Annotated in this window: 29 protein-coding genes and 3 pseudogenes; 13 read left to right on the top strand and 19 right to left on the bottom strand. The window is 42.5% G+C overall.

What is annotated here, in order from left to right:
• Positions 1-42: 42 nt before the first annotated feature.
• The 8 genes from DXZ23_RS00670 to DXZ23_RS00635 form a co-directional block, all read right to left on the bottom strand.
• The gene (locus DXZ23_RS00670) at positions 43-549 is read right to left on the bottom strand and encodes a host-nuclease inhibitor Gam family protein (RefSeq protein WP_017806857.1); all 507 of its coding nucleotides are present in this window, start codon (positions 547-549) and stop codon (positions 43-45) included.
• 9 nt (positions 550-558) lie between these two features.
• Positions 559-759 (bottom strand): hypothetical protein, encoded by a 201-nt coding sequence (locus DXZ23_RS00665; protein ID WP_021724101.1) that lies wholly within the window; start codon positions 757-759, stop codon positions 559-561.
• Positions 760-769: 10 nt separating this feature from the next.
• Positions 770-982, bottom strand: a complete 213-nt coding sequence (locus tag DXZ23_RS00660) for a hypothetical protein (RefSeq protein WP_017807473.1) — start codon at positions 980-982, stop codon at positions 770-772.
• The gene (locus DXZ23_RS00655) at positions 972-1,277 is read right to left on the bottom strand and encodes an HI_1482 family protein (protein ID WP_114995381.1); all 306 of its coding nucleotides are present in this window, start codon (positions 1,275-1,277) and stop codon (positions 972-974) included. Before DXZ23_RS00655 ends, DXZ23_RS00660 begins: the two co-directional genes overlap by 11 nt.
• Positions 1,274-2,197 (bottom strand): AAA family ATPase, encoded by a 924-nt coding sequence (locus DXZ23_RS00650; RefSeq protein ID WP_035695729.1) that lies wholly within the window; start codon positions 2,195-2,197, stop codon positions 1,274-1,276. Before DXZ23_RS00650 ends, DXZ23_RS00655 begins: the two co-directional genes overlap by 4 nt.
• A 252-nt stretch (positions 2,198-2,449) precedes the next feature.
• The gene (locus tag DXZ23_RS00645) at positions 2,450-2,749 is read right to left on the bottom strand and encodes a hypothetical protein (protein WP_017806855.1); all 300 of its coding nucleotides are present in this window, start codon (positions 2,747-2,749) and stop codon (positions 2,450-2,452) included.
• A gap of 17 nt (positions 2,750-2,766) precedes the next feature.
• Entirely contained in the window at positions 2,767-4,797 is a 2,031-nt protein-coding gene (locus tag DXZ23_RS00640; protein ID WP_114995380.1) for a transposase domain-containing protein, read from the bottom strand.
• Between the two features lie 18 nt (positions 4,798-4,815).
• Positions 4,816-5,085 carry a helix-turn-helix domain-containing protein gene (locus DXZ23_RS00635; protein WP_017807472.1) on the bottom strand — a complete coding sequence of 90 codons (270 nt, stop codon included), beginning with the start codon at positions 5,083-5,085 and terminating at the stop codon, positions 4,816-4,818.
• Positions 5,086-5,260: 175 nt separating this feature from the next.
• On the opposite strand from DXZ23_RS00635, the gene DXZ23_RS15745 reads away from it, so the two are divergent.
• Positions 5,261-5,779 (top strand): helix-turn-helix domain-containing protein, encoded by a 519-nt coding sequence (locus DXZ23_RS15745; protein WP_017807471.1) that lies wholly within the window; start codon positions 5,261-5,263, stop codon positions 5,777-5,779.
• A 320-nt stretch (positions 5,780-6,099) separates the two neighbouring features.
• Here DXZ23_RS15745 and DXZ23_RS00620 read toward each other — a convergent pair whose 3' ends face one another.
• From DXZ23_RS00620 to DXZ23_RS00585, 8 genes are all read right to left on the bottom strand, one after another.
• Positions 6,100-7,239, bottom strand: a complete 1,140-nt coding sequence (locus DXZ23_RS00620; protein ID WP_051052697.1) for an AbgT family transporter — start codon at positions 7,237-7,239, stop codon at positions 6,100-6,102.
• A 93-nt stretch (positions 7,240-7,332) separates the two neighbouring features.
• Positions 7,333-8,331: a substrate-binding domain-containing protein gene (locus DXZ23_RS00615; protein ID WP_017807470.1), complete on the bottom strand. Its 999-nt coding sequence runs from the start codon at positions 8,329-8,331 to the stop codon at positions 7,333-7,335.
• A gap of 39 nt (positions 8,332-8,370) precedes the next feature.
• On the bottom strand, positions 8,371-9,297 hold the full coding sequence (gene rbsK, locus DXZ23_RS00610) for a ribokinase (protein WP_017807469.1): 927 nt from the start codon (positions 9,295-9,297) through the stop codon (positions 8,371-8,373).
• 168 nt (positions 9,298-9,465) lie between these two features.
• Positions 9,466-10,344 (bottom strand): ribose ABC transporter substrate-binding protein RbsB, encoded by an 879-nt coding sequence (gene rbsB / locus DXZ23_RS00605; RefSeq protein WP_017807468.1) that lies wholly within the window; start codon positions 10,342-10,344, stop codon positions 9,466-9,468.
• Between the two features lie 30 nt (positions 10,345-10,374).
• Positions 10,375-11,331 carry a ribose ABC transporter permease gene (rbsC, locus tag DXZ23_RS00600; protein WP_017807467.1) on the bottom strand — a complete coding sequence of 319 codons (957 nt, stop codon included), beginning with the start codon at positions 11,329-11,331 and terminating at the stop codon, positions 10,375-10,377.
• Positions 11,332-11,342: 11 nt separating this feature from the next.
• Positions 11,343-12,830 carry a ribose ABC transporter ATP-binding protein RbsA gene (gene rbsA / locus DXZ23_RS00595; protein ID WP_017807466.1) on the bottom strand — a complete coding sequence of 496 codons (1,488 nt, stop codon included), beginning with the start codon at positions 12,828-12,830 and terminating at the stop codon, positions 11,343-11,345.
• A 9-nt stretch (positions 12,831-12,839) separates the two neighbouring features.
• Positions 12,840-13,259: a D-ribose pyranase gene (rbsD, locus tag DXZ23_RS00590; protein ID WP_017807465.1), complete on the bottom strand. Its 420-nt coding sequence runs from the start codon at positions 13,257-13,259 to the stop codon at positions 12,840-12,842.
• Between the two features lie 156 nt (positions 13,260-13,415).
• The gene (locus DXZ23_RS00585) at positions 13,416-14,066 is read right to left on the bottom strand and encodes an IS1595-like element ISHpa1 family transposase (RefSeq protein WP_017805306.1); all 651 of its coding nucleotides are present in this window, start codon (positions 14,064-14,066) and stop codon (positions 13,416-13,418) included.
• A 52-nt stretch (positions 14,067-14,118) separates the two neighbouring features.
• On the opposite strand from DXZ23_RS00585, the pseudogene DXZ23_RS00580 reads away from it, so the two are divergent.
• The 12 genes and pseudogenes from DXZ23_RS00580 to DXZ23_RS00515 form a co-directional block, all read left to right on the top strand.
• Positions 14,119-14,505, top strand: a pseudogene (locus DXZ23_RS00580) (XkdQ/YqbQ family protein); the annotation flags it as partial.
• Complete coding sequence (locus tag DXZ23_RS00575) at positions 14,492-15,103, top strand: phage baseplate assembly protein V (RefSeq protein WP_017806707.1); 612 nt, start codon at positions 14,492-14,494, stop codon at positions 15,101-15,103. The pseudogene DXZ23_RS00580 and the gene DXZ23_RS00575, both read left to right, overlap by 14 nt.
• A gap of 55 nt (positions 15,104-15,158) precedes the next feature.
• Complete coding sequence (locus tag DXZ23_RS00570) at positions 15,159-15,518, top strand: GPW/gp25 family protein (RefSeq protein WP_021724242.1); 360 nt, start codon at positions 15,159-15,161, stop codon at positions 15,516-15,518.
• On the top strand, positions 15,515-16,627 hold the full coding sequence (locus tag DXZ23_RS00565; RefSeq protein ID WP_035695802.1) for a baseplate assembly protein: 1,113 nt from the start codon (positions 15,515-15,517) through the stop codon (positions 16,625-16,627). Before DXZ23_RS00570 ends, DXZ23_RS00565 begins: the two co-directional genes overlap by 4 nt.
• A complete protein-coding gene (locus DXZ23_RS00560) occupies positions 16,620-17,189 on the top strand; it encodes a phage tail protein (protein WP_017807574.1) in 570 nt (189 codons plus the stop codon). The genes DXZ23_RS00565 and DXZ23_RS00560 overlap by 8 nt, the downstream gene beginning before the upstream one ends.
• A gap of 48 nt (positions 17,190-17,237) precedes the next feature.
• Positions 17,238-19,148 (top strand): tail fiber protein, encoded by a 1,911-nt coding sequence (locus DXZ23_RS15740; protein ID WP_021724245.1) that lies wholly within the window; start codon positions 17,238-17,240, stop codon positions 19,146-19,148.
• On the top strand, positions 19,148-19,735 hold the full coding sequence (locus DXZ23_RS00540; RefSeq protein WP_035695702.1) for a DUF4376 domain-containing protein: 588 nt from the start codon (positions 19,148-19,150) through the stop codon (positions 19,733-19,735). Before DXZ23_RS15740 ends, DXZ23_RS00540 begins: the two co-directional genes overlap by 1 nt.
• Positions 19,728-20,226 (top strand): annotated as a pseudogene (locus DXZ23_RS00535) (enoyl-CoA hydratase). The gene DXZ23_RS00540 and the pseudogene DXZ23_RS00535 overlap by 8 nt, the downstream one beginning before the upstream one ends.
• 7 nt (positions 20,227-20,233) lie before the next feature.
• Positions 20,234-20,464 (top strand): Acb2/Tad1 domain-containing protein, encoded by a 231-nt coding sequence (locus DXZ23_RS00530; RefSeq protein WP_017807578.1) that lies wholly within the window; start codon positions 20,234-20,236, stop codon positions 20,462-20,464.
• Positions 20,465-20,616: 152 nt separating this feature from the next.
• Positions 20,617-20,748, top strand: coding sequence for a Com family DNA-binding transcriptional regulator (locus tag DXZ23_RS00525; protein WP_080744072.1), 132 nt, complete (start codon positions 20,617-20,619; stop codon positions 20,746-20,748).
• Between the two features lie 58 nt (positions 20,749-20,806).
• Positions 20,807-21,565 carry a class I SAM-dependent methyltransferase gene (locus DXZ23_RS00520; RefSeq protein WP_021723659.1) on the top strand — a complete coding sequence of 253 codons (759 nt, stop codon included), beginning with the start codon at positions 20,807-20,809 and terminating at the stop codon, positions 21,563-21,565.
• Positions 21,552-22,388: a hypothetical protein gene (locus DXZ23_RS00515; RefSeq protein WP_035695683.1), complete on the top strand. Its 837-nt coding sequence runs from the start codon at positions 21,552-21,554 to the stop codon at positions 22,386-22,388. The genes DXZ23_RS00520 and DXZ23_RS00515 overlap by 14 nt, the downstream gene beginning before the upstream one ends.
• A 20-nt stretch (positions 22,389-22,408) precedes the next feature.
• Here DXZ23_RS00515 and DXZ23_RS00510 read toward each other — a convergent pair whose 3' ends face one another.
• From DXZ23_RS00510 to DXZ23_RS00500, 3 genes and pseudogenes are all read right to left on the bottom strand, one after another.
• A complete protein-coding gene (locus DXZ23_RS00510) occupies positions 22,409-22,597 on the bottom strand; it encodes a DUF6900 domain-containing protein (protein WP_021724025.1) in 189 nt (62 codons plus the stop codon).
• Positions 22,598-22,600: 3 nt separating this feature from the next.
• Positions 22,601-22,879, bottom strand: a complete 279-nt coding sequence (locus tag DXZ23_RS00505) for a hypothetical protein (RefSeq protein WP_017806894.1) — start codon at positions 22,877-22,879, stop codon at positions 22,601-22,603.
• A 217-nt stretch (positions 22,880-23,096) separates the two neighbouring features.
• Positions 23,097-24,137: pseudogene (locus DXZ23_RS00500) on the bottom strand (sugar ABC transporter ATP-binding protein); the annotation flags it as partial.
• Positions 24,138-24,191 lie beyond the last annotated feature (54 nt).

The following is a 24,191-nucleotide window of genomic DNA, read 5'->3' as shown; positions in this document are numbered from 1 at the left end:
CATTAAGACAAAATACCCCAGCATTACAATCACATCGTCCATTTACACCTCCTGTTCAAAGGGTTTAATCACAAAATCTTCTACCGCAGTTTTAATCGTAATGTCCGCGATAGTTGAAGCAATATTCGGTTCGGCAAGCATGGCTTCTTTGTTTGGCTCTTCTTTGGTGCGGATAAACTGAGTTAATCCTAACGCACGCAATCTTGCCAACACTTCGTCCGCTTTGCGGATTGATACACTCGGTGGACGTTGTCGCCATTGCACCTCACCCGTGTTAAAGCTGCCCGTTTTCGTTTTACCGTTTTGTGTCAGCTCCGCACGGTTGGCTTCACACCACACTTCGATAGCTTTTTGTAAAGGCTTCATTTGCTCCTGAAGAGCGGTGATTTTTGGGGCATATTTTTCGGTAATCGCCGCCAATTCGTCATTTTGGTGGGTTGCAAGGCGTTGTAACTCACGTTGCAAATCGCCAATATCTTTAATCGCAATCTCCACTTCTTCTCGGGTTTGATAGCGGATGGTGTCGCTTTTTAGTCTGGTTTTACTCATTGTTTTCTCCTATGGGTTAGCTGATTGATTACAGGTATAAACGTCATAATTGCCGTTGATTTTTGGGGTGATGCCGCCGTTATTAACAACTAAATACACCACGCCACCTTTGCAAATTTCCGCAATTCGCACGTCGGTAAACTTGGCACGGGTTTGTCCATCACACCCTGCCAATAAAAGTGCGGTGCAAATTAGGGTGAGTTTTTTCATTTTTTTCTCCTTATAGTTCATCGGTGGTATAACCGATTTTGATTGCCATTAAGCGGTTTGGGTTATTCTCTGCTAACCTGTGCGTTCTTTTGCAGGCGAGCGTCGGGATATAATTGCGGTTTTTATTTAACCGTTTTGCCAATTCTGCGGCTGTACCATCACCAAGGTTGGTTTCACCGCGATAAAGGGCATAAACGACCTTTCCTTTCTTTTTACTGGACATAACTCCTCCAAACCACCTTAATGCCTTCCACCATCATTTGCCACTCGTCAAAGCGTTGTCCATCATTGCCGAGGATATACCGCATCGCTCGAGCGGTTTTTTCTAGTTCTTTGGTGTTATGGTTGGGTTGCACCCGCACTTTTGGTTTGATATGTTCAAAATGCACATTAATCACGTGCAAGCCCATTTCTTCCAGCTTTCTAATGCACTTTTGCACTTGGCTTAGGTAGTTCAACACCATCTCGTTATTGCCTCGTAAAACAGGGTTTGGGTGGGTTAATGTGGTGCGTTTCATACCGTTCCCCCTTGCAATTCATTTTTCGCCGCTAAAATGTAGTCATAATCAAGGCGTTTGTTGTCGCCGTTGGCACTAAACCACGCAAGGCGTAGCACTTGGGTTAAAATGCGTAAGCCACCACCTCGCTTGCCGGTTTCTGCTAATAAGCTGATCAGTTTTTTATCTGTGGTATCCAGTTGCCACGCATTGGCAATGGCGACAATGTCTTCTTTTTTGCAATGCTGAATGCTTTCGTTTTTCGCACTACGCGACCAAAGGCGGGCAAAATCGTGGCTTTGGTTAATGCCGCCACGCATACGGGTGTAAACCTTGTCGTTGCCGATTAAGGTCATTCCAATGTCGCAGGCTTCCTTAATAAGTCGGAGCTCCTCCAAGGTTTCGTAAGAAAGGTGATCCGCTTCGTCAATAATCAACAAGCCTTTAGTATCTTTCATTCGTGCTTCGATTAAGCGTACAAGGGCGGCTTTTCGCTTCGGCGGTTCACCAACGCCTAAAGCAAGAGCGATTTCGTAGAGCATTTCCGCAAGGCTAGCACGGCTTGGGCTAGCGGTAACCAGCCATACATTACGGTGGCGTTTTTGGTATTCTCGCGCCGCGACGGTTTTGCCTGCGCCACTCATTCCAAATACGGTGGTGATACAACCTAACGCGTGCGCATAGCTAATGATGGTGTGGATCAGCTTCGCGGTTGGCGTTTCGATAAAATCAGGGGCAGAGATAAATTGGCTGCGTTTGATTTCACGTTGTTCTAACCAATTTTCTAAAACCTGACGAATTTTCTGGTTATCCCCTTTATACTTGCCATTTAAAAAGCTAGACAACGCGCCACCGCTTAAATCAACCTCTCTCGCCAGTGCCGCTTGAGCAATCTCACCGCTTTCAATAATTTGCTTGATTTGTTCAATAATTTCTGTCATTTTTTTGTCCTCTTGTTCCACTGGAGTAACTTATGGATCCTGTGATTGTTAAATTTGCCAAAAAACATCAAAAAACCGTGTTTAAAGGCATTCATAAATCGCTTAAAAAACGATTAAATTTCATCTTGCATAAAATTGATTTTTCTCGTTACACGCTGATTGAACAGCGTTTTTTGCCTTACGTTGAAGAATTTACCTATGCAAAGAGTAAAGAACATCAAGTCAACTTGGTTTACTGGTTTAGCCGTCATTTCAAAATCCCCCCAAAAGACGTCTATTTACTTTTACTTTTTGCGAAATGGCGATACTTAACGCGGCTTGATAGTCTTTCAACGCGACTTGCAAAGAGTGGGGAAGTGTCGTATCGGCAAGAAATTGTTCAGTCAATTCCCACTTTCTTGCAACGCTACTCAAGGCTTGCTTTTCAAGTTGAGCGACAACTTCCTCGTTTTCTTTGGCTTGATTGAGTTGCTCCGCATTTTCACGTTCAAGGGCTTTGAGTACGTTTGCGACTTTTAGGCTCTTTTTGCGTTGTAGATTTCGTTGTTTCATTGTTTACTCCTGTTGGGTTAATCGGCATTGTTCTGTTCAATAAACTTCGCCACACCTTTGGCAAAGCCGCTTTCTGTCGTTGTGTTGTCATCGGCCAGCCAGTCGGTGTCTTGCACTTTGCGTTGCAGGTTACCTTCAAATAATTCCAGCGTTTTGACTTTCTTCGGTTCAACCAATTCGGCCGCTGGCGTTTCGTCAAAATGCTTGCGGTATTGTTCGTGTTGGTGTTTATCCATTTTCTCAATGGTTTGTAGTTGTTTTTTGGTTTGTCGCGCTTCTTGGCTCTCAAGTCGTCGTTGCATTGCTGCACCTTTCACGCTGTCAAAGGCAAGTGGTTTGTCGCAAATGGCATCGCACAAATACACCCCATTTAAGTCATATACATACACCGTGCCGTGTAAGTCGTCGGGGTCAAAACGCACTACAACATAAGGGTATTGCCCACCTTGTAGGGCTTCGGCGTAGTAAGTGTTTTTCTCGCCGTCTAGGCGGTAGCCCGCTTTGAGGGTAAAACAGCCGTATTTGTCCACTTTGGTGCTTTCGCCGAGCATCATTAATTGGCGTAGTTGTTCATCGGTAGGCTTCACCACTTCAACTTGGGCATAATCCCTTGCCCATAACTCGTCAGCACTGTAAATACCTTGCCCTAGCTCACTTTGGCGTCCTTTTTTGGCGTTCCACTTACGCACACCTTCTTCCACCAGTTGCAAAAACTGCGCTTTGTTTAAGCCTTTTTTGTATTGGTAGTTTTCAGGTTTTTCTGTTGGGCTATCGCCAGTAAAAAAGCCTTCACATAAGCGGTTTCGGTCAATGTAAGCGGGCAATCCATCACGTCTAAACGCCCGTTCTATCGGCTTGGCTCGTCCATTGCCTCGCCCCTTAAACACAAGGGTTCGGATCACTTGGATACCAAGGCGTTCAAACAAGCCGTCCACCACAATGTCTTTATTCCGTTTGCCCCGTTTGGTTTGCGTGGAGGTCTGCAAATCAGAGGCGGCTCGGGTGTTATCCATTAAAATCTTTTTCGGAATACCGTACTGCTTAATTAATCGCAGCGTGGCTTGACGGATTTGATCGCCGTTTTCACTGTCGTCCACGCAATAAGCCAAAATGCGACGTGTGCGGACATCTTGCCAAAACCACGTTTTTGGGCGGATAGGGCGCGAGCCGTCTTCATACCAATCCACAAACACGTTATGCTGATAACCATCGCCATTGATAATCTCAAGGGCTTGGAGGTGGGCCACACTACGGCGTTGCGGTTTCACCAGCTCACGCAAGGCGTGTTCACCGCCGCGCATTAAGGCAATTTGGGCGGGCGTCATCTCTCTGTTAAACTTGTGCTTTAAGGTGTTGAGGCTTGGCACTGCCCAGCCGTTTTCCTCCGCTGCATACATCAGTTCTTCATAACAAATGGCAAAGTTAGGTTGGGCTTGACGGCAGTATTCCCCTAAAAAGAATTGCCACGCAAGCTCGTCAATCTTGGCATAGCGGTTTGTGGTGTCGCGCTCAACTCTATCTAACAACAACGGCAACCAGTTGCTTTGTGGGTGATTTTTCACTTTGTACCACCAACGCTTCAGACTTCCACGGCTCACCGCTTCACCTTCTTGCCCCGCAAAATGCTCAACCACCCGATCCATGGCGTCCATTAATTTAAGACGCATATCCAGCAACCCTTTTAGCTTCATCACCGCATTAAAACGACGTTCAGCACGGCGTTCTTGTTCATTAGTAGCCGAAGCGAGGACATTCCACGCGCTTTCGGTCATTACACGTTCTTGCGCTTTTACTTTTTTGATTTTTGTGTTCTTAAAATCAGGATCTTTGGCTATTTTCTCCTTGAGCAAGATCTCGGCTTGGATGTCTATTGGGAGTGAGGAGAATTCAAATTCTATACCTCCACCTCTACCCATCCTTGGACGATGAGACCAATTTTCTCTTTTAGCTTTGGCTAATATATTTTTAGTAGCAGATGGCACGGAACTAAGTTCTAAAACAGCAATCTCTGCTGCGGAATAATATTGTTTTACGTTCAGCTGTTTCATAAACGTTTTACCTTATAATTAAAATCGTTTATGATTTAGTTCTGGTTTAAAATTACGTCTCGCATAGCGTGTCGCCCAAATAACTTCAGGCTCAACGCCAATTGCGGCAGCAATAACATTTTCCATTTTAGGATAGGACTTTGTTATTGCTGAATTTAAAGTGCTGTAACTCACTCCACTTTCTCTGGCAAGGGCGCGGAGTGTCCAGCCTTTTTTTTGTAATGCATAAACAATATCCGCACGATCCCAATCTGTTGCGGTTTTTTTAAAGTGTTCTAATACGACCATTTGATGTACTCCGTTTATGTATCCTATGAGCGTATTAAAACGTAAAAGTTAAACCTAGTCAGTAGTAAAAGTTTCATTTTTGTAAAAATTATTACTTTTATTTTGTTTATTTAATAAAATCAAATAGTTGTATGTATCTTTTACTTTGAATTAATCAGAATAGGAAACGTAAAAGATGAGTAAGCCAAACATTTACGATTTAGGCTTTTCAAAAAGAATAGAAAAATTAATAAAAGAACACGGCGGGAGCATCAATTCTTTCGCGTTAAAGTTAGATGTATCTCCCCCAACAGTAACCAGATGGCTGAAAGGGTTAGCTGATCCAACTAGAACAAATTTAATCAAGATTGCCCAAGCTACAGGCGTAGCTGTTGAATGGTTAGCTACAGGAGAAGAACCTAATATCGAAAAAGAACAAAATATCCATACACATAATTCACTCTCAATAGAAGAGGCTTTACAAGCCCTACAACAAGCCATAGCAAGGCAAAAGCCGAAAGATAACCTTGTACTTGATGGCGTGCCGCTAAAGCTGGAAGAAATGACGGTGATAAGGAATTATCGCAAAACAACGGACTTAGGGAGAGAGGCTATTTTAGGGCTTTCTTATACTGTAGCGGCAGGTTGTGCTAGTAATGCCAGCGATGATGACAAGGATGAAAACATCGCAATCGCTGCAAATGGCTCTCGATAAACAAGCGAGTAACGATGAGAGGTTTTAAACGGCATTTAAACACAATTTTAATTGCCGTTAAATTTTCTCACTTTATGTGGATTTTTTAACGGCTTTTCACAGTTTTTTCTCATTTTGGCTTTTCTAACTTTTACCCATAAAAAAAGGGACTGATTTAGCTCAATCCCTTATTCTATAAGACTTCCTTCCCATCTCTTCCCACTTACTCCAACCACTTCCCATATTATCTTCTTTTTCTCATTTTATGTGGATGTTCTCAAGCAATAAAGTTAATACTAACACCCCAAACACGGTAATACCCGCAGGCATTTGCAAGGCTTTCAAAAATTCAGCACCTGATAGGCAATCAATGTGCCGATTCCTGAACGGTTAAAAGAATACAAAAATTGTGCACAGAAAAAGGAAAACACAATAAATGGCACAAGGGTATAAGTGATTTTCTCCATTGCTTTAGTGACTGTGCGAGTATCTTTAAATGTGCCTGCAATAATGCCGTGAACCAAAGAAGGCACAGCAAAGAAAATCAGCAATAATGGCACAATCATTTGCATAATCGGCGATTTTGGACTAGTCAATGAACCATCTGACGCTCTCAATAACGAGTTTTCAGGATACGCCAATAAAAACAATCCCACCACCATTAACAACAGCACCAACGATGCCCAGAGAAAGGCTTTTAAGTCTTGTGCAGTTGGTGGGTTAATTGTGGTGTCGTTGCTATCTAAATCCTTATCAATAGGCATTGTGCGTTTTAAATGTGGATCGATAATTTTATCTGTAATATACCAGCAGGTTAATATCACAAAGAATGTGCTACCTAGACTAACAAAATAATTACACAGCACATTCACATCATAGCTCGGATCTAAAATGCGTGCGGCACTTTGTGTGAAACTCTGCATAATAGGATCAATAATCGAAGGTGTAAAACTGGCGGAAAAGCCTCCTGCTAAGCCAGCAAATGAAGCTGCAATTCCTGCTAAAGGATGTTTACCTACGGAATAGAAAATCAATGCAGAAATAGGCATTAAAATAACATAAGCAGAATCTGCTGCAAGATGAGCGAATACAGAAATGATAATTACGGCTGGTGTAACTATTTTCTTTGGAATAATACTTAACGCACGGCTCAAACCTACATTAATAAAACCACTCGCCTCAGCAATCCCAATACCAAAAGTCGCAACAATAGTGATACCTAAGGGTGGAAAATTCACAAAATTTTTGGTGAGTGATGAGAAAAAGGTTGCAATTTCAGAAGACTGGAAAAGATTAGTAATTTGAATCGGTGTTTTTTGAATAGGGTGGATATAATCAAAATGAAAATAAGAAAGCCCCCAAGAAAGCAACCAACATACAATTAACGCATAAATAAACAACATTGTAATGTCAGGTAATTTATTGCCGATATATTCAATTTTTTGTAGCCAATTTCGTCTTTGCGTATCAATTTCTGCCATAAATTTCTCCTGAATATAGATGATAAAATTTCTTTGATTATAGGCGTGCTTTTTTACTAAGTAAATCTCAATACCAATGAAAAAGAGGTATGTTTATTTTCTACACTGCACAGAATCCCGCCAAATTAATTTAGGTTCTAGCAAAATAGATTGTTCGCTTTTATGGGGGGTTTTAATACGTTCTAACAGCGTTTCCACCGCAAGCTTGCCTAATTCAGCTTTAGGTTGGTGAATGGTGGTGAGCGGTGGGGCGAGATATTGGGCAAGGGTAATATCATCATAGCCAATCACAGAAAGATCTTGCGGAATACGCAAACCATTTTGCCACGCCACTTGATAAACACCCACTGCAATCGTGTCGCTGCACGCAAACACAGCCGTAGGCCGTTTGCCCGCTTGTAACAGCTTTTTCATTCCTTCCACGCCACCTTCAAAATCAAAATGGCTTTCGATAATCCATTCATCACGAATGGCTAATTGATGTTCGTTTAAGGCTTTTTTATAGCCTTGCAAACGATTTTGTGCGAGGGATTTATTCAGATTTCCGGTGATAATCGCAATCGCTTTATGCCCTTGCTCAATTAAGCATTTTGTCGCAAGATATGCACCAAGTTCAGAATTTTCATAAATTTTATCCGCACTTAATGCCGTTGGCCACCAGTCCATAATCACCATTGGCAAGGCAACATCAAGTTGCTTAAGAAAGGAATGACGGCTATCAGAATACATTAACAACAAGCCGTCCACCTGTTTTTGAATGAGCGTTTGAATATTTTGCTCTAAGCGATCTTCATTGCCATCTAGACTTGAAATAATCAGATTATAATCGTGCTGATTACAATACTGCTCAACGCCACTCACCACTTCCGCAAAAAAAGGGTTGTTGGTTGCAGTAACCAACATTCCCAAGGTTTTAGTTTGCTTGATTTTCAGGCTTCTCGCCAAGGCGGAAGGGCGATAATTCAGTTCTTTGACAACCTTCATTATGCGTTCTCGCATTGCATCGCTTACATAGCCCGTATTATTAATCACGTGCGACACGGTGGAGGTCGAAACCTGTGCGATGCGTGCAATATCTTTCATTGTTGCCATAATGACTTCTCAAATTTTGATCACTAAATGCTTGTCATTCTAATGAGCCTGAGCCAAAAAATCGAGCGTTTCTTGCCGAGTAGGAATGGAGGTTTGTGCACCTAAACGGGTAACGCTTATTGCTGCGGCGGCTTGGGCAAAATGAATGGCTTGATTTAACGATTTGCCCTCTAATAATGCCGTCATCAACGCTCCATTAAAGGTATCTCCAGCGGCGGTGGTATCCGTTGCCTGCACCACAAAACCCTGCACGATTTCTTGTTGATTTTGATGGCTGACGAAAACCCCTTTCGCACCTAAGGTAATCAAGACAGTTTCTACCCCTTTTCGATGAAAAACTTGCACAGATTGCACCGCACTTTGGTAATCAACCACTTTCACGCCTGTAAGAATTTCCGCTTCTGTTTCATTTGGCGTAATCATTGTTAGCTGAGCCAGCAACTCATCTGCCAGTGGCTGTGCAGGTGCGGGATTTAGCACCACCTGCTTACCCGCTCGTTTCGCTAATTTCGCGGCACATAGCACGCCGTCCAAGGGGGTTTCTAATTGCATCAGCAAGGCATCGTTCTGTTCAATAATATGGGCGAAAGACTGCACCATATCAGCATTCAAATATGCATTCGCCCCCGCGGAAATCACAATGCTATTTTCTCCGCTGTCTGCCACTTGAATCATTGCGATCCCTGTGCGAGCCTGTGTAACTTCAGAAATTGCCGCCGTATTCATTCCCGCTTGCGCGAAAGATTTTTTCATCTCCTGCCCAATATCGTCATTTCCTACACAAGCGATAAAATTCACCTTCGCACCCAAACGTGCTGCCGCCACCGCTTGATTTGCCCCCTTTCCGCCGTACACCACTTGATAATTACGTCCCGACAAGGTTTCCCCCGGCTGTGGAAAATGTGACACTTGAATAAGATGATCTGCGTTAATACTACCGAGAATGGTTAGGGTTGAATTGTGCATAGTTATTCCTTAATAAAAATCACGAAAAAAAGCACCGCACTTATATTTTGTGCATATTGCGAAATACATTGACGAAACCTGATTACACGAAAAATATTTGGCAATACACTCAATATACGAAAGTGAAATTCAAGGCGAATAGAAAATCCACCTTGAATAATTAAAGGATTATTGACTGATCACTTTTAATGGCACAGGGATTTGTGCTTCAACAGCTTCACCTTTAATCACCTTGTCAGCCGTCTGCACGCCTAATGCACCGATCAACGCTGGTTGTTGGGCAATAGTCGCAGCCAACTTGCCACTTTTTACTGCTTTTACACCATCATCTGTGCCATCAAACCCAACAATTAACACAGATTTATTCGCCGCTTGAACAGCTCGAATTGCACCGAGCGCCATTTCATCATTTTGAGCAAATACGGCTTGTACATTTGGTTGCGCAGTGAGTAAGTTTTCCATTACATTTAAGCCTTTGGTACGATCAAAATCTGCAGGCTGACTGGCTAATACGTCAAATTTATGTGCTTCTACCGCTTGCTTAAAGCCTTCACCACGTTCACGTGCGGCAGACGTTCCAGCAATGCCTTCTAATTGAATGACTTTCGCATTATCTCCCAATTTTTCTGCGATGAAATCCCCTGCCATTTTGCCACCAGCCACATTATCAGAAGCAATATGACTCACCACTTTGCCTTGCGCCGCGCCACGGTCTAAGGTAATCACAGGAATATTTTTTTGATTTGCCATTCGCACGGCACTCGCTACTGCAGTAGAATCCGTTGGGTTAATCAGTAATACTTTTGCACCGCGTACGGTAACATCTTCAACATTCGCCAGCTCTTTCGCTGGATCATTTTGTGAATCTAAGACTACAAGATTATAGCCCAATTTATCCGCTTCTTTTTCAGCCCCCTCTTTTAGGGTAACGAAAAACGGATTATCTAAAGTTGAAACGGCTAATGCAATGGTCTCTTTTGCCACCACCGCTTGGCTAACAGCCGAACCAAGAATCACTGCGGACGCCAGTAACGTTAATTTTTTCATACACATCTCCTTTCATTAGGTGAGTTTAAGTTAAGCATTTTTTCGACTGAAAAAATGATCGGTAAGTACAGCTGCCAAAATAACAATTGATTTTGCAATCATTTGATAGTAAGAAGAAATATCCAATAAATTCAATGCATTATTTAAGAATCCAATAATCAGCGCACCAATTAATGTGCCAAAGATACGCCCTTTTCCACCCATTAAACTTGTGCCACCGACAACAACTGCGGCAATCGCATCAAGCTCATAGGAGACACCCGCGGTTGGCTGTGCAGAAGATAATCTTGAAGTCACAATCAATCCTGCAACGGTAGCTAAAAATCCGCTTACTGAATACACGAATATTTTTACTTTATCCACATTAATGCCTGATAAACGGGTTGCCGATTCATTGCCACCTAGGGCATAAATATAACGTCCCATTGGGGTATGTTTTAAGATATACCAAGTAACAAGGAAAATAATTGCCATTAACCAAATTGGGAAAGGAATATTGAATAAATACCCTGTTCCAAGGAAAGAAAATTGATCTGCCACATCAGAAAAACCCAGACTGATTGGTCGTCCATCGGTATAAACCATTGTTACGCCACGCAATAAGGTCATTGTTACCAAGGTAGCGATGAAAGCCTGAACTTTACCTTTCGCGATAATCACTCCGCTGATGCCGCCTAATAATGTGCCACAGAGTAAAACAAGGGGAATCACAATGAAAATAGATAAATCAAGGCTCACCAGTGAGGCTGCAATCGCGCCAGTTAATGCCAATACCGATCCCACTGAAAGATCGATCCCAGCAGTTAAAATCACAAAGGTCATTCCCACTGCGATAATGGCATTGACTGAGGTTTGACGCAAAATATTCAGCAAATTATCCATTGTGAAAAAATTCGGATTAATGCTAGAAACAATTACAATCAAGACAATTAAAGCCAAAATTGAACGTTGCTCAATCAGGAAATTTTTTAATTTTGTTGTTGTCATAATTTATCCTTTTAATGCTGTTGTGTGATAGCGGCGGTTAAGAGCTTTTCTTGACTCACTTCTTCACGCAAGAATTCACCACGAATTTCACCATTATTCATCACCAAAACACGATCACTCATACCAATAATTTCTGGCATATCGGAAGAAACCACGATAATGCTCATTCCTTCTTCTTTAAACTTATTGATTAACTGATAAATTTCCTTTTTTGCTCCCACATCAATACCACGGGTTGGCTCATCTAAAATTAAGACGTCAGGCCGTGTCATCAACCCTTTGGCAATTGCCACTTTTTGCTGATTACCGCCTGATAACAAGCCGATCGTTTGATCCATTGAAGGGGTTTTCACATTAAACAGCAGAATAAAATCATTGACGGTCATTTTTTCAGCACGGTGATCAATCGTCCAATTTTTAGTGAGCTGTCTTAATGCGGTGAGCGTCATATTTTCTTTAATTGACATTCCCAACACCAAGCCATCACCTTTACGATCTTCAGAAATATACACAATGCCATTATTTAAGCCATCTTGCGGGGAACGAATCGTCAAAGCACGATTATGTAGAAAAATCTCACCGCGCTTTTTCGGTAACGCACCATAAATAAGTTTCATCAATTCTGTTCTGCCTGCCCCCATTAAACCTGACACGCCAAGAATTTCACCGCGGTTTAATTGAAAAGACACGTTATTAACGCCCTGCCCAGTCAAATTTTGCACGCGTAATACTGGCTCACCAATAGGGCTATCAAGATGGGGATATTGTTCTTCCAGCTTTCTGCCCACCATGAGTTCAATAAGCTGTTCTTCATTAATGTCGGAAAGCTCACTTTCTGCAATAAACTCGCCATCGCGTAAAATGGTGACATCATCACAAATAGTAAAAATATCTTGCATACGGTGAGAGATAAATACGATCCCACAACCTTCCGCTTTCAATTCTCGAATGACGTCAAACAGGGCTTGAGTTTCAGAATCGGTTAAAGCATCGGTTGGCTCGTCCATAATAATCACCTTGGCATCAAAACTTAATGCTTTGGCGATTTCAATCATTTGCAACTCACCTAAGGAAAGTTTTGCGACAGGTGTTGAAGGGTGATGTTTGACTTTCAAACGTTGCAGCAGTTTTGCGGATTCTTCCGTCATTTTAGCCCAATCAATACCGCCAAATTTATGGGTAAACTCTCGCCCTAAGAAAATATTTTCGGCAATGGTTAAATTAGGAATAATATTGAGTTCTTGATGAATAATACTGATTCCCGCTAACTGAGAAAATTTCGGATTTTTATACCGCACTTTCTCTCCGTGAAAATAAATCTCTCCGCTATCTTGCTGATAAATCCCGGTGAGAATTTTCATCAAGGTTGATTTGCCTGCGCCATTTTCGCCCATTAATGCCATCACTCGCCCCGCATAAACGGACAGACCAGCATTATGCAATGCCCGCACGCCGGGAAAGGATTTACAAATGTTGTCTAATCTTAAAATGGGTTTCATCACGCCCCCTTAAAATGGTACACCTGAAACAAGAATGATATTGGCATAAGGCGTACATTCGCCCGAACGCACAATAGCTTTACTCTCTTGGCTCAAAGCTTTAAATTCTTCGTGAAAGACATAATCCACGGTAATTTCGTTGTTTTGTTGTCGCGCTAATTGCTCAAGTTTCTGCAATAACGCTTGATGAATGCTCGGATTTTGGCGTTCAATTTCTTTGGCTAAAATCACTCGTTCCACAAAACATTCACCCACTACGGCATCAAAAACCGATAAAAAACTTGGAATCCCTGCACTCAAGGCAAGATCTACGGTTTCCATTCCCACTGGAATGGGTAAGCCTGCATCACAAATCGTTAAAAAATCCGTATGCCCAAGCTGCGCTATTTGCAATGACAGCGGCGCATTTAAAATTCCTGTTTTCTTCATATTACCTCCCTAAACCTTACCAAAATCCTATCGAAACGTTTCGATAAATAAAAAATAACCGATCTAACAAAAATCTAAAACTCCCAATTCTTAAAAATGTGATAAAAATCACAGAAAATTTCTACCGCACTTTGTTTTTGGGGCTGTCCTAGATAACTAGACTAAACTCCCTTTAACCAATTGTTTTAAAATAGAAATTTGACTTTTTATGTTGCTGTAATTAAAACGCCATTCACATTCCTTTAAATAAAGCTCAAAATGCGCTTTTGGGATACCATTAAATTTGCGTAAATGGCGTTTTGCTTGGCTCCAAAAATTCTCAATTCCGTTAATGTGGTTATGATTTTCAGCAAAATGTGTGCTGTGATTGATACGAAAATGACTAAATTCACTCACATCAAGCACGTCATAACTACGATAATTATCGGTGTAAACAATACTATCAGGCTTTACCTGCTCCCGAATAATGGGTAACAAGGTGGCAGATTGCGTATTTGGAACCGCAACGGTATAAACCTTGCCATTGCGCTTGAGAAGCCCGAATACCGCAATTTTCCCTGCCGCACCACGACCACGTTTGCCTTTGCGAGCACCGCCAAAATAACTTTCATCGGCTTCAATTTCACCTTCAAACATCTCTAAGTGAAGGCTGTTTTGATAGATGAGTTGGCGTAAACGATGAAAGTAATATGCGGCAGTCGTTTTGTTTACATTGACTAACTCTGCTGCTGTCCTTGCAGTAACACCTGCAACAAATAGCTCAATGAGTTTATTTTGTTTGTGCTGACTTAGACGACTTTTTCTCATTGGTTCATTCTAACCTAAATAGATTTTTTAGTTGTTATCTAGGACAGCCCCAAAGGTAATTAAGCAACGCAAAAATGCTAAAAAACGGCGCAAAAATATCAAGCAATCAGCCGAAGCTAGCGGGGACACCTTACGCATTGTGACCCGTGGTGAAAGTCAAGAGCAAATTGATGCCAGAGCTGATGCGGCACTCGCGGAACAAAATGATGACCAGCAAGCAGGCAATATCGTCCTTTGGGGTAATCCGAAACTGGTGGCAGGCAATACAATTTTATTGCGTAATTTGGGCGTGTTTAGTGGCAAATATCTGATTAAAAGCGCAAGGCATAGTTTTAGTCGTTTTAGCGGCTATCAAACCGAAATTGAGGTACGAATGCTTGAATTTATCCCTGATGACTTGATTACTTTAGGTATGGAGGCAACTCATGCAAACTCATAATTTTACCGCCACCTATCAAGAAGGTATTGTATCTGCAGTTGATGTGAATACCCACAAAGTGCGGTGTAAAATCCCTGCCCTTGATGACCTAGAAACAGCGTGGTTGCATTATCTTGTACCTAATGCGGGTGGAAATCAGTTTTATTGTTTGCCTGATGTGGGAGAGCTTGTGGCATTGATTTTAGATGCTCGTGGCGAAGGCGGCTGTGTGCTAGGCGCAATCTATAACCAGCAAGACCCAGTGCCTGTGGCGAATGGCGAGATGTTTATGCTCAAATTTAAAAATGGCACAACCATCTCGCACAATCGAGCGACAGGTGATGTCGTGATTGATGCAGTGGGAACGGTGTTAGTCAAATCCCCAAGCCTTATAACCCTTGATTGCTCTGAAACCAAAACCACAGGTAACTTGCTCGTGGAGGGCTCATTAACCTATATGCAAGGCATGACAGGTAACGGTGGCAAGGGCGGGGCTACAGCGGTGATCAATGGTACGCTTAAAACCCAAGGTGGGGATATTACTGCGGATAATATTAGTCTTAAAAACCACGTGCATACTGAGCAAGGTGATGGTAACGACACCAGTACAGCCAAATAAAATCTTTAAAGCACTTTAAAATCAATTTCCCTTTCAGCCCTGTAATCTCAGGGCTATGAATACACAACTCACGACACATTGGCAACTTGCCCCAGAATTAGATAACAACGCGCCTCAACAAGGACTTGATGATATTCATCTGTGCGTTGCCAATATACTCAACACAATCAAAGGCACAGATATTTTACGCCCACAGTTTGGCAGCGATCATTTTAACTATTTAGATCGGCCCGAAGATATTGCTATCCCCAATATCGTGCGTGAAATTAGCCACGCATTAAGCAAGTGGGAGCCTCGCATTGAGGTTGAGCGCATAGAGATAACAGGCACTGCACCACAATTTGAATGCCTGATTTACTGGCATTTAAAAACTGCAGTGTACCGAGAAATTTATCAAACGGTGGTCAAGTTATGAGCTGGTTAAAAGATGACGTAAAAATTGTCCACGAAGACGTAAAACAAATTTTAAGTGATGCCATTGAGGATTATGAGCAGCGCACAGGCAAAACCTTACAACCTGCGCATATTGAACGCTCTATTATCCAGACCTATGCCTACCGCGAATTACTCGTGCGCAAAGGCATTAACGAAGTCTTTTTACAAACCTTTCCCCAGTTCGCTGTGGGGCTAGCATTGGATTTATGTGGGGAGCCATTTGGTTGTTACCGCCTGCGTGATAAAGCAGCGCGCTGTGTGTTGCGTTTTAGCGTAGAGGGCGAGCATAGCAGTATTTTAGTCCCCAAAGGCACCGAAGTAATGGTAACCCCTGAATTGAGCTTTATTACCCTGACTGATGATGTCATTACGCCACTGATTAGCTACGTCGAGATTGAAGCTGAAGCAAATCAGACAGGTGTTGTGGGTAATGGCTGGGAAATTGGGCGTGTGAAGCAATTAAAACGCTCATTAAATACCGACAAAACTATTACGGTTAGCAATATTGATGTCACCAGTGGCGGTATCGCAGAAGAAGATGATGAGGCTTACCGTGAGCGTATCTTGCAAGCCCCTGAAGCCTTTAATACCTGTGGCTCTATTGCTGCTTATCAATACCACACTAGAGCCGTATCGCAAGAGATTGTGGATGTGCAAGTGATTAATGGTGGCGGTGGCAAGGTAAATATTTACCCACTTGCAGTTACAGGCGTGCCTGATAGACGCTTAAAACAAGCCATTCAGGCTTATTTAAGTCCAGAGCATCGCCGTCCGCTATGTGATGTGGTTAGTGTTAAAGACCCAATAATCCGCACTTATCAAATTGTGGCAGAACTAACCCTACTTGAGGGCTATCGTGAAGATATTGTTAAAACTAAAGCTCGCGATGCTTTGCTAGATTATTTATCCAGCCGTACCAAAAAGCTCGGTATGGATGTCGTCCCTTCCGCATTAATGCAAGTGTTGCGTGTTGAGGGGGTATATGATGTGGCAATCCAGCAACCCGCGAAAATGGTGCTAAATGCCACCGAATGGGCTAACTGCACAAAAGTGACGATAAATGTCAATGGAGTGCGACAAGATGGCTAAATTACAGTATCCAAGCATTATTGAAAGTTCGGAAAAATACACCGCACTTGCTGAACTTGGTAACAGGCTAGATCTAAGTTCAAAGCGTCAGATTATGACTAGTCTCGTGGAATTACTCGATGATAAATGGATTGAGCTACTAGCCGAGAAATGGAGTGTCACAGGCTATGACGGGCTTTTTGTTGCTGAAAATAATGAGTCTAAGCGCCAACTGGTACGCAATGCAGTAAAACTGCATCGTTATAAAGGCACCCCTTGGGCAATTCGTGATGTATTGCGTCAGTTAGGTTTTGGCGAAATTGAAATTGATGAAGGGCTAAAAGCCCGTAATTACGAGTCTCACCAAGGTGTGGCAAGCATACCGCCAGACGAACGATGGGCAGCTTATGCCATTCGGCTAAATCAACCCATCACCAATGAGCAATCCGCTGAAATCCGTAAGGTATTGCTTAGCTTTGCTCCAGCACGTTGTGTGCTGGCTGTACTCGATTATAAAGCTGCTCCTATCCGTTATAACAACAAAGCGACTTATAACGGTGCTTATAACCACGGGTCGGCGTAATTTTAAAGTGAGTTTAAACCGTATTTAAAGGCAATTTAAGGACAAAAAATGGCAAACCTAGAAGAACAAGAAAAGTGGGAAACGGGGATTTATCAAATTGAAGAAAATGATCCTGTTCACGGTGGTGCAGATGGGGTTACCAATAAACCCATTAAACAGCTAGCAAACCGCACAAAATACCTAAAAAAAGAGGTGGAAAGACGCTATGTGGAGCAGGCTGCAACCACCGCCCAAACAGGGACGGTGAAATTAAATAGCAGTGATAATAGCGACAGCGAAACTGAAGCAGCCACCCCTAAAGTAGTTAAAAAGCTCAAGGGGTTAATTGACGCGCTCACTTGCAATCTAGGTAACTATATCCCCAACAGCAAAAAATCTAATGCAATTAATTCGGCAAGTAGCGACACCGTGGCAACGAGCAACGCCGTTAAAACCGCCTATGACAAAGGTGTTGAAGCAAAAAATAGAGCAGATAGTGCTTATACTCTCGCTCAATCTAAACAATCCCCAGCAACCACCCTTGCCGGCTATGGCATCAAAGATTTTAAGGTACAGGCTAATCTAGGTACACAAGACCTTAATCAACTCACCACCGTGGGGATTTACGGGCAAGTGCATGATAGTCTGGCCACAAGTGTGCGTCATTATCCTGAGGCGCGCGCGGGGGCATTGACGGTTAAGCCCTCGGCGTATGGCGTGATGCAGGAGTATGTGACGCACGATAAGCAAATCTACTATGCTCGCAATCGGCGCAGTGGTGGCGGTTGGAGCGAGTGGGTGCGCGTTGGTGGAGATAGCTTGCCAGTGGGCGCAGTGCTGGCTTTTCCGCGCGCCATTACTCACCCACAAGGCTTTTTACTAGCTGATGGCTCAACCTTTGGCAGTAGCACTTACCCCGATTTATATCGAGCGTTAGGCAATAGCAACAAACTGCCTGATTTACGCCGCTCAGATGTGGGTATGACCGCCTATTTTGCCACCGACAATATCCCCGAAGGCTGGATTGCCTTTGATGACATTGAAGAGCAAGTTAGCGAGCAGGCTTATCCCGAACTGTATCGCCATCTTGTGGCGAAATATGGCAGCCTTTCTGCCGTGCCGAAAGCGAAAGACCGCTTTATTCGTAACGCGGGGGCATTGCTTGCGGTGGGTGAGGTGCAACAAGACGCCCTTCAAGACCACTTTCACTATATTCCTACCGAAGCCGGGGGCGATTATCAAGCCGAGAAAGGTATCACTATCGTCATTCATGATAGTGATACCACCAATGTAGTGCCGGGTGCGTTTAAGCCCGCACAAAAAGGCAGGGTGCAGGCGAACAACGTGGCGGTCGCCGATGGGGCAAGGGCAAAAACCTACCTTGCTTCTACGAAGGATACGACAGAGAAAGATACGCGAACTGCGGAAGAAACGCGCCCGAAATCCCTTGTTCTCAAACTCTGCATTAAAGCACAAAACACGCTCGATGGGGTGCAGTTTTGGATTAAGGCGTTTGGAGAGATTGCTAATGCTGGGCAACTTGATGCAAGTAGATTGGCACAAGATATTCAAGAAGTGAAGGCAAAAAAAGCGGACGTGTTACATACGCATACCGCAAGTGATATAACGGATTTTGATACAGGGGTGGATAACCGTATCGCACAATTATTTACTTATCAAAAAATAGGTGATTTTGAGGTGCGCAAATATCCCGATGGGACAATGATACAAACTTATACAATCAGGCAGAATGATTTGTATGAATGGTTTGAAAAATCATTTAACTGGGCTATAGCTTTTGTTGATACACCATTAATTTTTTCAAAGGTAACAACTTCTATCGGAGGTTCTCACAATGCAGGTGTAAATATATTAACAAAATCTAATAATGCAACTTGTTATTATCACGAGTATGAGCACGGTGGCTCTAATCAAGGCAATGTTCGCATACAATTTTTAGCAATCGGGAGATGGAAATAATGACAATGTATTACAAAGCGGGATTTTACCTAGATTTAACACAAGCACCTGAAGGTGCGGTAAAAATCAGCGAAGAAACCTACCGCACTTTACTTATCGGGCAAAGTGAGGGAAAACAGATTATCCCCGATGAGCGGGGCTATCCCGTTTTGATTGAGCCCCAGCCAAGCCCTTATCACAGATTGCAAGGGGGAAAATGGGTGATGGATGAGGAGCAAAAAGCCGCTTGGTTAGCTGCACAACAAGCCGAAGTATGGAAAAAAATTAAAGAAGAACGTTATCGTCGCACGCATAGTGGGGTGTATGTTGCGAGTGTGAATAAATGGTTTCACACCGATGAGGTAAGTCGCCAACAATATACCTTTATGCGGACATTACCCAGTTTTCCTGAAACGCAATGGAAAACAATGGATAACAGTTTTGTATTGATGAATGAGGCATTATTAGACCAGCTAGCATTAACGCTAATGCAACAAGAGCAAGCCAATTTTGACAACGCTGAAAAGCACCGCTTGGCGATGTTGGCGGTGGATAACCCGTTAGATTATGACTACAGCACAGGCTGGCAGGAGGTTTATCATGGATAATCGAGTTTATTTAGCTCTCTATAAAGGCAACCGCAGTGGCAAAGGTTTTGCCGTGCTTAAAGCCAAATTAGGTGACTGGCTCACTCGTAAGCTCACTAAAGGCCAATACTCCCATTGTGAGATTGCCGTTGCTCGGCGTGAGTGGCTAAGTGGTCATCATTATGACCACGAGATTGTTTACGACTGTTACAGCTCATCAATCCGAGATGGTGGGGTGCGTTGCAAGCAGATTGACCTTGATAACGGCAAGTGGGATTTAATTCCGCTTTATGGGGTCGATGAGGCTAAAGTTAAGGGATATTTTTGGCAAACTAAAGATAAAAAATACGACTGGTTAGGGGCGTTAGGGATTGTGTTATTTACCCCGCAAGCACGCGACAAATTTTTTTTGCAGTGAGTGGTGTGCAAATGCGATTAATGGCGGTGATGAGGGCTGGCGGTTTAGTCCAAATCATTTAGCGGCAATTTTTAAATTAAAACATAAGGAGTAAATTGTAGATGAAAGGAAATCTAACATTTGGACAAAAAGCAGTAGGATTAACTTTTAATCCTGATAATAACGATGAAGTGACAAAGTGCAAACGGCTTTATGCGGATATCATTGATCAACTTAATGAGTTACGTAACTCAACAAATATACTAGAGGTTAAGCGTTTAGCCAGCGTGGCAATCACTGAAGCACAAACCGCTCAAATGTGGAGTGTAAAAGCGATTACTTACAAAGATTGAGAATGTAACAAGTAAACATAAAGAAGCGGCGATGTGGTAGGCTCTGACCTCTACCACATCAGCCTAAGCAGATAGCACCTGCATAGACCCGAGACCGCTTTGTCTGACCAGACGGACGGATTGTAACAAAACCGCGTAAAGTGAGAAAGTCTATGCAAAAAGATTTGCAAGAAATGCGGTGCAAGTGCTGTAAAAAGCTCCTTGCACGCACAAAAGATAATCAATATTTAGAAATTAAATGTGTGCGGTGTAAAACCTTAAACACATTTAAACCTACTCGTTAAACAACTCAGAGTGTCCGAATGCCTTGAGCGTCAGAACGCCATAATTTAAGGATAAATTATGGCAAACAAGAAAATCATTGTTTGGGCGTTATTTGATAGCGGCAACGGCTGCTATACCCAAGCAGCAAAAGCATTTCGCAATATTAAAATCTATCCTATCGGCATTGATATTGAGCGTAAAAATCGGCATTTTCTACCGCTGAATTTAGCGGATTTTGGGCGGTTGTTTGGTGATAAAACCCTGTTTAATAAGCTAGATAGCCTCCCTAAACCCGATGTCATTTTAGCCAGTCCGCCTTGTGAGAGTTTTTCCGTTGCCAACTCTATTAAGGGCGGGAATGTCTGTTGGCAATGGCAGGGAAATACACGCTTTGCTATTCGTCGTCGCAAAGATTTTGACGCGGCAGCGGTTAAAAAGCGACGTTATCGTTATGAGACCTCTTTTTTAAATCGAATTAATGGTGAGCTTTGCATTTATAACACCATTGAGATTATTAAACGGTATCAGCCGAAAATTTATGTGATTGAAAACCCTTATGCGAGCCGCCTTTGGCACTATCTTGATGAGATTTTAGCCTTTCCTCTTCCTTATGCGAACCCTACCTATTATGGGAATTATGGCTGGCCCTGCAAAAAGGCGACTAAGTTTAAAAGCAATATTCCGCTAAATTTGCGTTATCAGCATTATATTTCGGGCAAAACGATGTTTGACTGTTTACACAGTTATAACGCCCGTTCAGCCATTCCGTTGCCGCTTATCCACGATATTTATCGTCGTATTATTGAGGTATTAGGGGGTAACGATGCGTCATTTTAATCAAGCACCGTTGCCGTTTGTCGGGCAAAAACGGCTGTTTTTAAACGCCTTTAAACAGGTTTTAAATGAGCATATTTCTGATGATGGGGAGGGGTGGACGATTGTCGATGCTTTTGGAGGAAGTGGTTTATTAAGCCATGTGGCAAAGCGTATCAAGTCCAAAGCACGGGTGATTTATAATGATTTTGATGGCTATGCCGACAGGTTAAAACACATAAGCGATACAAATCGTTTACGAGCTGAACTGCTTCAAATTGTTGGCGATATTGTACCCAAAAACAAGCGATTAGATAACAATAAAAAGCAAGAAATCATCAATAAAATCAATGATTTTAAGGGATTTAAAGACCTCAACACCATTGCAAGTTGGTTGCTTTTCAGTGGGCAACAAGTCAGCTCATTTGAGGAGCTATTTAGCAAGACATTTTGGAATGGAATAAAGCTGGCTGATTATCCTAGTGCAGAGGATTACCTTGATGGGCTTGAGATAGTCAGCGAGCCATTTCAACAGCTTCTGCCTAAGTTTGCCGACAACCCTAAAGCCCTGTTTGTGTTAGACTCGCCTTATCTTTGCACCAAGCAAAACAGCTATAAAATGGCAAATTATTTTGATTTGATTGATTTCTTGCAGCTTATTGACCGAACACGACCGCCTTATGTGTTTTTTAGCTCCACTAAGTCAGAGTTTGTGCGGTTTATTGCGTATATGGTGCAGGCGAAAAAGGATAACTGGCAAGCCTTTGATGGAGCTGAGCGGATAGTCCTTCAAACATCGTTAAACTATCAGGTTAGCTATGAGGATAATTTGGTGCTTAAATTCTAAAAATTAAGGGGCTAACGCCCCTATTTTTCAATGCCCGCCTTATAGCCTGCCTCATAAGCCGCACGCATAAGGCGTTTGATATTCCACACGCCCATATCATAAAAATCTAAATGGTCGCTCATTCGGGTTTCTAATGTTTCAATATCCCCCACCTCTTTTGCAATGGTTTCTAATATTTTTGCGATGGTTTTTTCAGTTGGTTTTTTCATTGTTTATTTCCCTCTTAAAATGTTTGCGATTTTGTCAGCGATTTGCTGGGCGACAATGTCAAAGTTAGTCTCGATTGAAACGCGTTGGCGACAATGTTCAGAGTGTTCAACCAGCGTGCCTTGTGGCATATAAAGTAAATAAATTGTTGGCTCATTTTGATAACTATCTTGACGGACTTGAAAGCGGCGTTTCCCTTGCACAAATTCCCCATTTTTAAAGCCGTGATGGTTTTCAAGTCTGGTGGTTAAGTGTTGAATAAATTCTCGTGTATTAAATTTCATTTTTATGTCCCTGTTGTTTTGTGTTGGGGGCATCATTGCTCGTTGGGGACGAGGAGTAAAGGGGAAATAAGCAGTAGTTAAGCCGACTGACTAACAATGTAGCTGGGGAGGTATGGAGGTCTAAATGATAAAAAATTTGAAATAATTTTGCATAATCTGAGACTCAATAGCTATGCAAAATAAATTTAAATTTTATGCGAAATGTTTTGCGATTTTATAATTTTCGATCTTCTGTAACAAAGCCAATTTTGTATTTCATAGCATCAAGAGGATTGTGGATCTCGGCTTTTTCTCCGTGAATATAGATTTCACCACTTTCAGCAGGTTTATAACCAAATAATCCCTCGACAATTTCGGAACGCCCTGCCCCCACTAAACCGGCGATACCGAAAATTTCCCCTTTTCGCACTTTGAAATTGATATTTTGGTATTTTCCGGCACGGGAGAAATCTTTCACCTCAATAACGATTTCATCAGAAAGGTCAAAACGCTCTCGTTGGAACATTTCTGACATATCTCGCCCAACCATCATCGCAATTAATTGATCTTTGGTGAGTTCTGAGGTGGGCTTGGTGCCAACATATTGACCATCACGAATAACGGTAATTTCATCGGAAACCCTAAACACTTCGTCAAGTTTGTGAGAGATAAAAATAATGGCAATACCGCGATTTTTCACAATTTCAATAATGCGATAAAGCTGTTCCACTTCCGTTTCTGTTAATGCGGTGGTGGGTTCGTCCATAATGATGACTTTCGCATCATTAGACACGGCAGTGGCGATGGCAACTAGCTGTGCTTTAGCAACGGAAACCTCTGACATTTTAACAGTAACATCCATTGGCACGCCTAAATCCGTCAAAATTTTGACCGCACTTTCATTCATAGCTTTTTGGTCTAATAAAAAGTGTCCCTTGGTCATTTCTCGCCCGAGATAAAAATTATCAGCAATGGTTAAATTTGCCGCAGGGGAAATTTCTTGTGGAACCATCGTTAAGCCGTGACGAATGGCATCAATCGGGCGAGTGGGTTTAAAAGGTTTGTCGTCTAAAATAAGTTCACTCCCCGCATCAGGGGTGTAGATACCATAAAGGACTTTCATTAATGTTGATTTTCCCGCACCATTTTCACCCATTAAGGCGTGAATAGATCCTCGTTTAACGTTTAAATTAATGCCATCCAACGCCTTTACGCCGGGGAATGTTTTAGAAACATTACGCATTTCTAAAATGTAAGGGGATTGTGTAACTGCGTTCATTATTTGCTCCTTTATACCAATCGTTTTAGAAGGATTTGTTATATTGTCGTTTGA

Origin of the sequence: Avibacterium paragallinarum, from assembly GCF_900450705.1 — a bacterium.
Taxonomy (GTDB): Bacteria; Pseudomonadota; Gammaproteobacteria; order Enterobacterales; family Pasteurellaceae; genus Avibacterium; species Avibacterium paragallinarum.
The sequence above is the reverse complement of the archived record's forward strand: the minus strand, read 5'-3'. Positions and strand labels throughout refer to the sequence as shown.

Bases quoted from the DNA above. Each gene is read 5' to 3' on its own strand.
- DXZ23_RS00670 (WP_017806857.1), bottom strand. From the start codon at position 549: ATGAGTAAAACCAGACTAAAAAGCGACACCATCCGCTATCAAACCCGA.
- DXZ23_RS00665 (WP_021724101.1), bottom strand. From the start codon at position 759: ATGAAAAAACTCACCCTAATTTGCACCGCACTTTTATTGGCAGGGTGT.
- DXZ23_RS00660 (WP_017807473.1), bottom strand. From the start codon at position 982: ATGTCCAGTAAAAAGAAAGGAAAGGTCGTTTATGCCCTTTATCGCGGT.
- DXZ23_RS00655 (WP_114995381.1), bottom strand. From the start codon at position 1,277: ATGAAACGCACCACATTAACCCACCCAAACCCTGTTTTACGAGGCAAT.
- DXZ23_RS00650 (WP_035695729.1), bottom strand. From the start codon at position 2,197: ATGACAGAAATTATTGAACAAATCAAGCAAATTATTGAAAGCGGTGAG.
- DXZ23_RS00645 (WP_017806855.1), bottom strand. From the start codon at position 2,749: ATGAAACAACGAAATCTACAACGCAAAAAGAGCCTAAAAGTCGCAAAC.
- DXZ23_RS00640 (WP_114995380.1), bottom strand. From the start codon at position 4,797: ATGAAACAGCTGAACGTAAAACAATATTATTCCGCAGCAGAGATTGCT.
- DXZ23_RS00635 (WP_017807472.1), bottom strand. From the start codon at position 5,085: ATGGTCGTATTAGAACACTTTAAAAAAACCGCAACAGATTGGGATCGT.
- DXZ23_RS15745 (WP_017807471.1), top strand. From the start codon at position 5,261: ATGAGTAAGCCAAACATTTACGATTTAGGCTTTTCAAAAAGAATAGAA.
- DXZ23_RS00620 (WP_051052697.1), bottom strand. From the start codon at position 7,239: ATGGCAGAAATTGATACGCAAAGACGAAATTGGCTACAAAAAATTGAA.
- DXZ23_RS00615 (WP_017807470.1), bottom strand. From the start codon at position 8,331: ATGGCAACAATGAAAGATATTGCACGCATCGCACAGGTTTCGACCTCC.
- rbsK (WP_017807469.1), bottom strand. From the start codon at position 9,297: ATGCACAATTCAACCCTAACCATTCTCGGTAGTATTAACGCAGATCAT.
- rbsB (WP_017807468.1), bottom strand. From the start codon at position 10,344: ATGAAAAAATTAACGTTACTGGCGTCCGCAGTGATTCTTGGTTCGGCT.
- rbsC (WP_017807467.1), bottom strand. From the start codon at position 11,331: ATGACAACAACAAAATTAAAAAATTTCCTGATTGAGCAACGTTCAATT.
- rbsA (WP_017807466.1), bottom strand. From the start codon at position 12,830: ATGAAACCCATTTTAAGATTAGACAACATTTGTAAATCCTTTCCCGGC.
- rbsD (WP_017807465.1), bottom strand. From the start codon at position 13,259: ATGAAGAAAACAGGAATTTTAAATGCGCCGCTGTCATTGCAAATAGCG.
- DXZ23_RS00585 (WP_017805306.1), bottom strand. From the start codon at position 14,066: ATGAGAAAAAGTCGTCTAAGTCAGCACAAACAAAATAAACTCATTGAG.
- DXZ23_RS00575 (WP_017806707.1), top strand. From the start codon at position 14,492: ATGCAAACTCATAATTTTACCGCCACCTATCAAGAAGGTATTGTATCT.
- DXZ23_RS00570 (WP_021724242.1), top strand. From the start codon at position 15,159: ATGAATACACAACTCACGACACATTGGCAACTTGCCCCAGAATTAGAT.
- DXZ23_RS00565 (WP_035695802.1), top strand. From the start codon at position 15,515: ATGAGCTGGTTAAAAGATGACGTAAAAATTGTCCACGAAGACGTAAAA.
- DXZ23_RS00560 (WP_017807574.1), top strand. From the start codon at position 16,620: ATGGCTAAATTACAGTATCCAAGCATTATTGAAAGTTCGGAAAAATAC.
- DXZ23_RS15740 (WP_021724245.1), top strand. From the start codon at position 17,238: ATGGCAAACCTAGAAGAACAAGAAAAGTGGGAAACGGGGATTTATCAA.
- DXZ23_RS00540 (WP_035695702.1), top strand. From the start codon at position 19,148: ATGACAATGTATTACAAAGCGGGATTTTACCTAGATTTAACACAAGCA.
- DXZ23_RS00530 (WP_017807578.1), top strand. From the start codon at position 20,234: ATGAAAGGAAATCTAACATTTGGACAAAAAGCAGTAGGATTAACTTTT.
- DXZ23_RS00525 (WP_080744072.1), top strand. From the start codon at position 20,617: ATGCAAAAAGATTTGCAAGAAATGCGGTGCAAGTGCTGTAAAAAGCTC.
- DXZ23_RS00520 (WP_021723659.1), top strand. From the start codon at position 20,807: ATGGCAAACAAGAAAATCATTGTTTGGGCGTTATTTGATAGCGGCAAC.
- DXZ23_RS00515 (WP_035695683.1), top strand. From the start codon at position 21,552: ATGCGTCATTTTAATCAAGCACCGTTGCCGTTTGTCGGGCAAAAACGG.
- DXZ23_RS00510 (WP_021724025.1), bottom strand. From the start codon at position 22,597: ATGAAAAAACCAACTGAAAAAACCATCGCAAAAATATTAGAAACCATT.
- DXZ23_RS00505 (WP_017806894.1), bottom strand. From the start codon at position 22,879: ATGAAATTTAATACACGAGAATTTATTCAACACTTAACCACCAGACTT.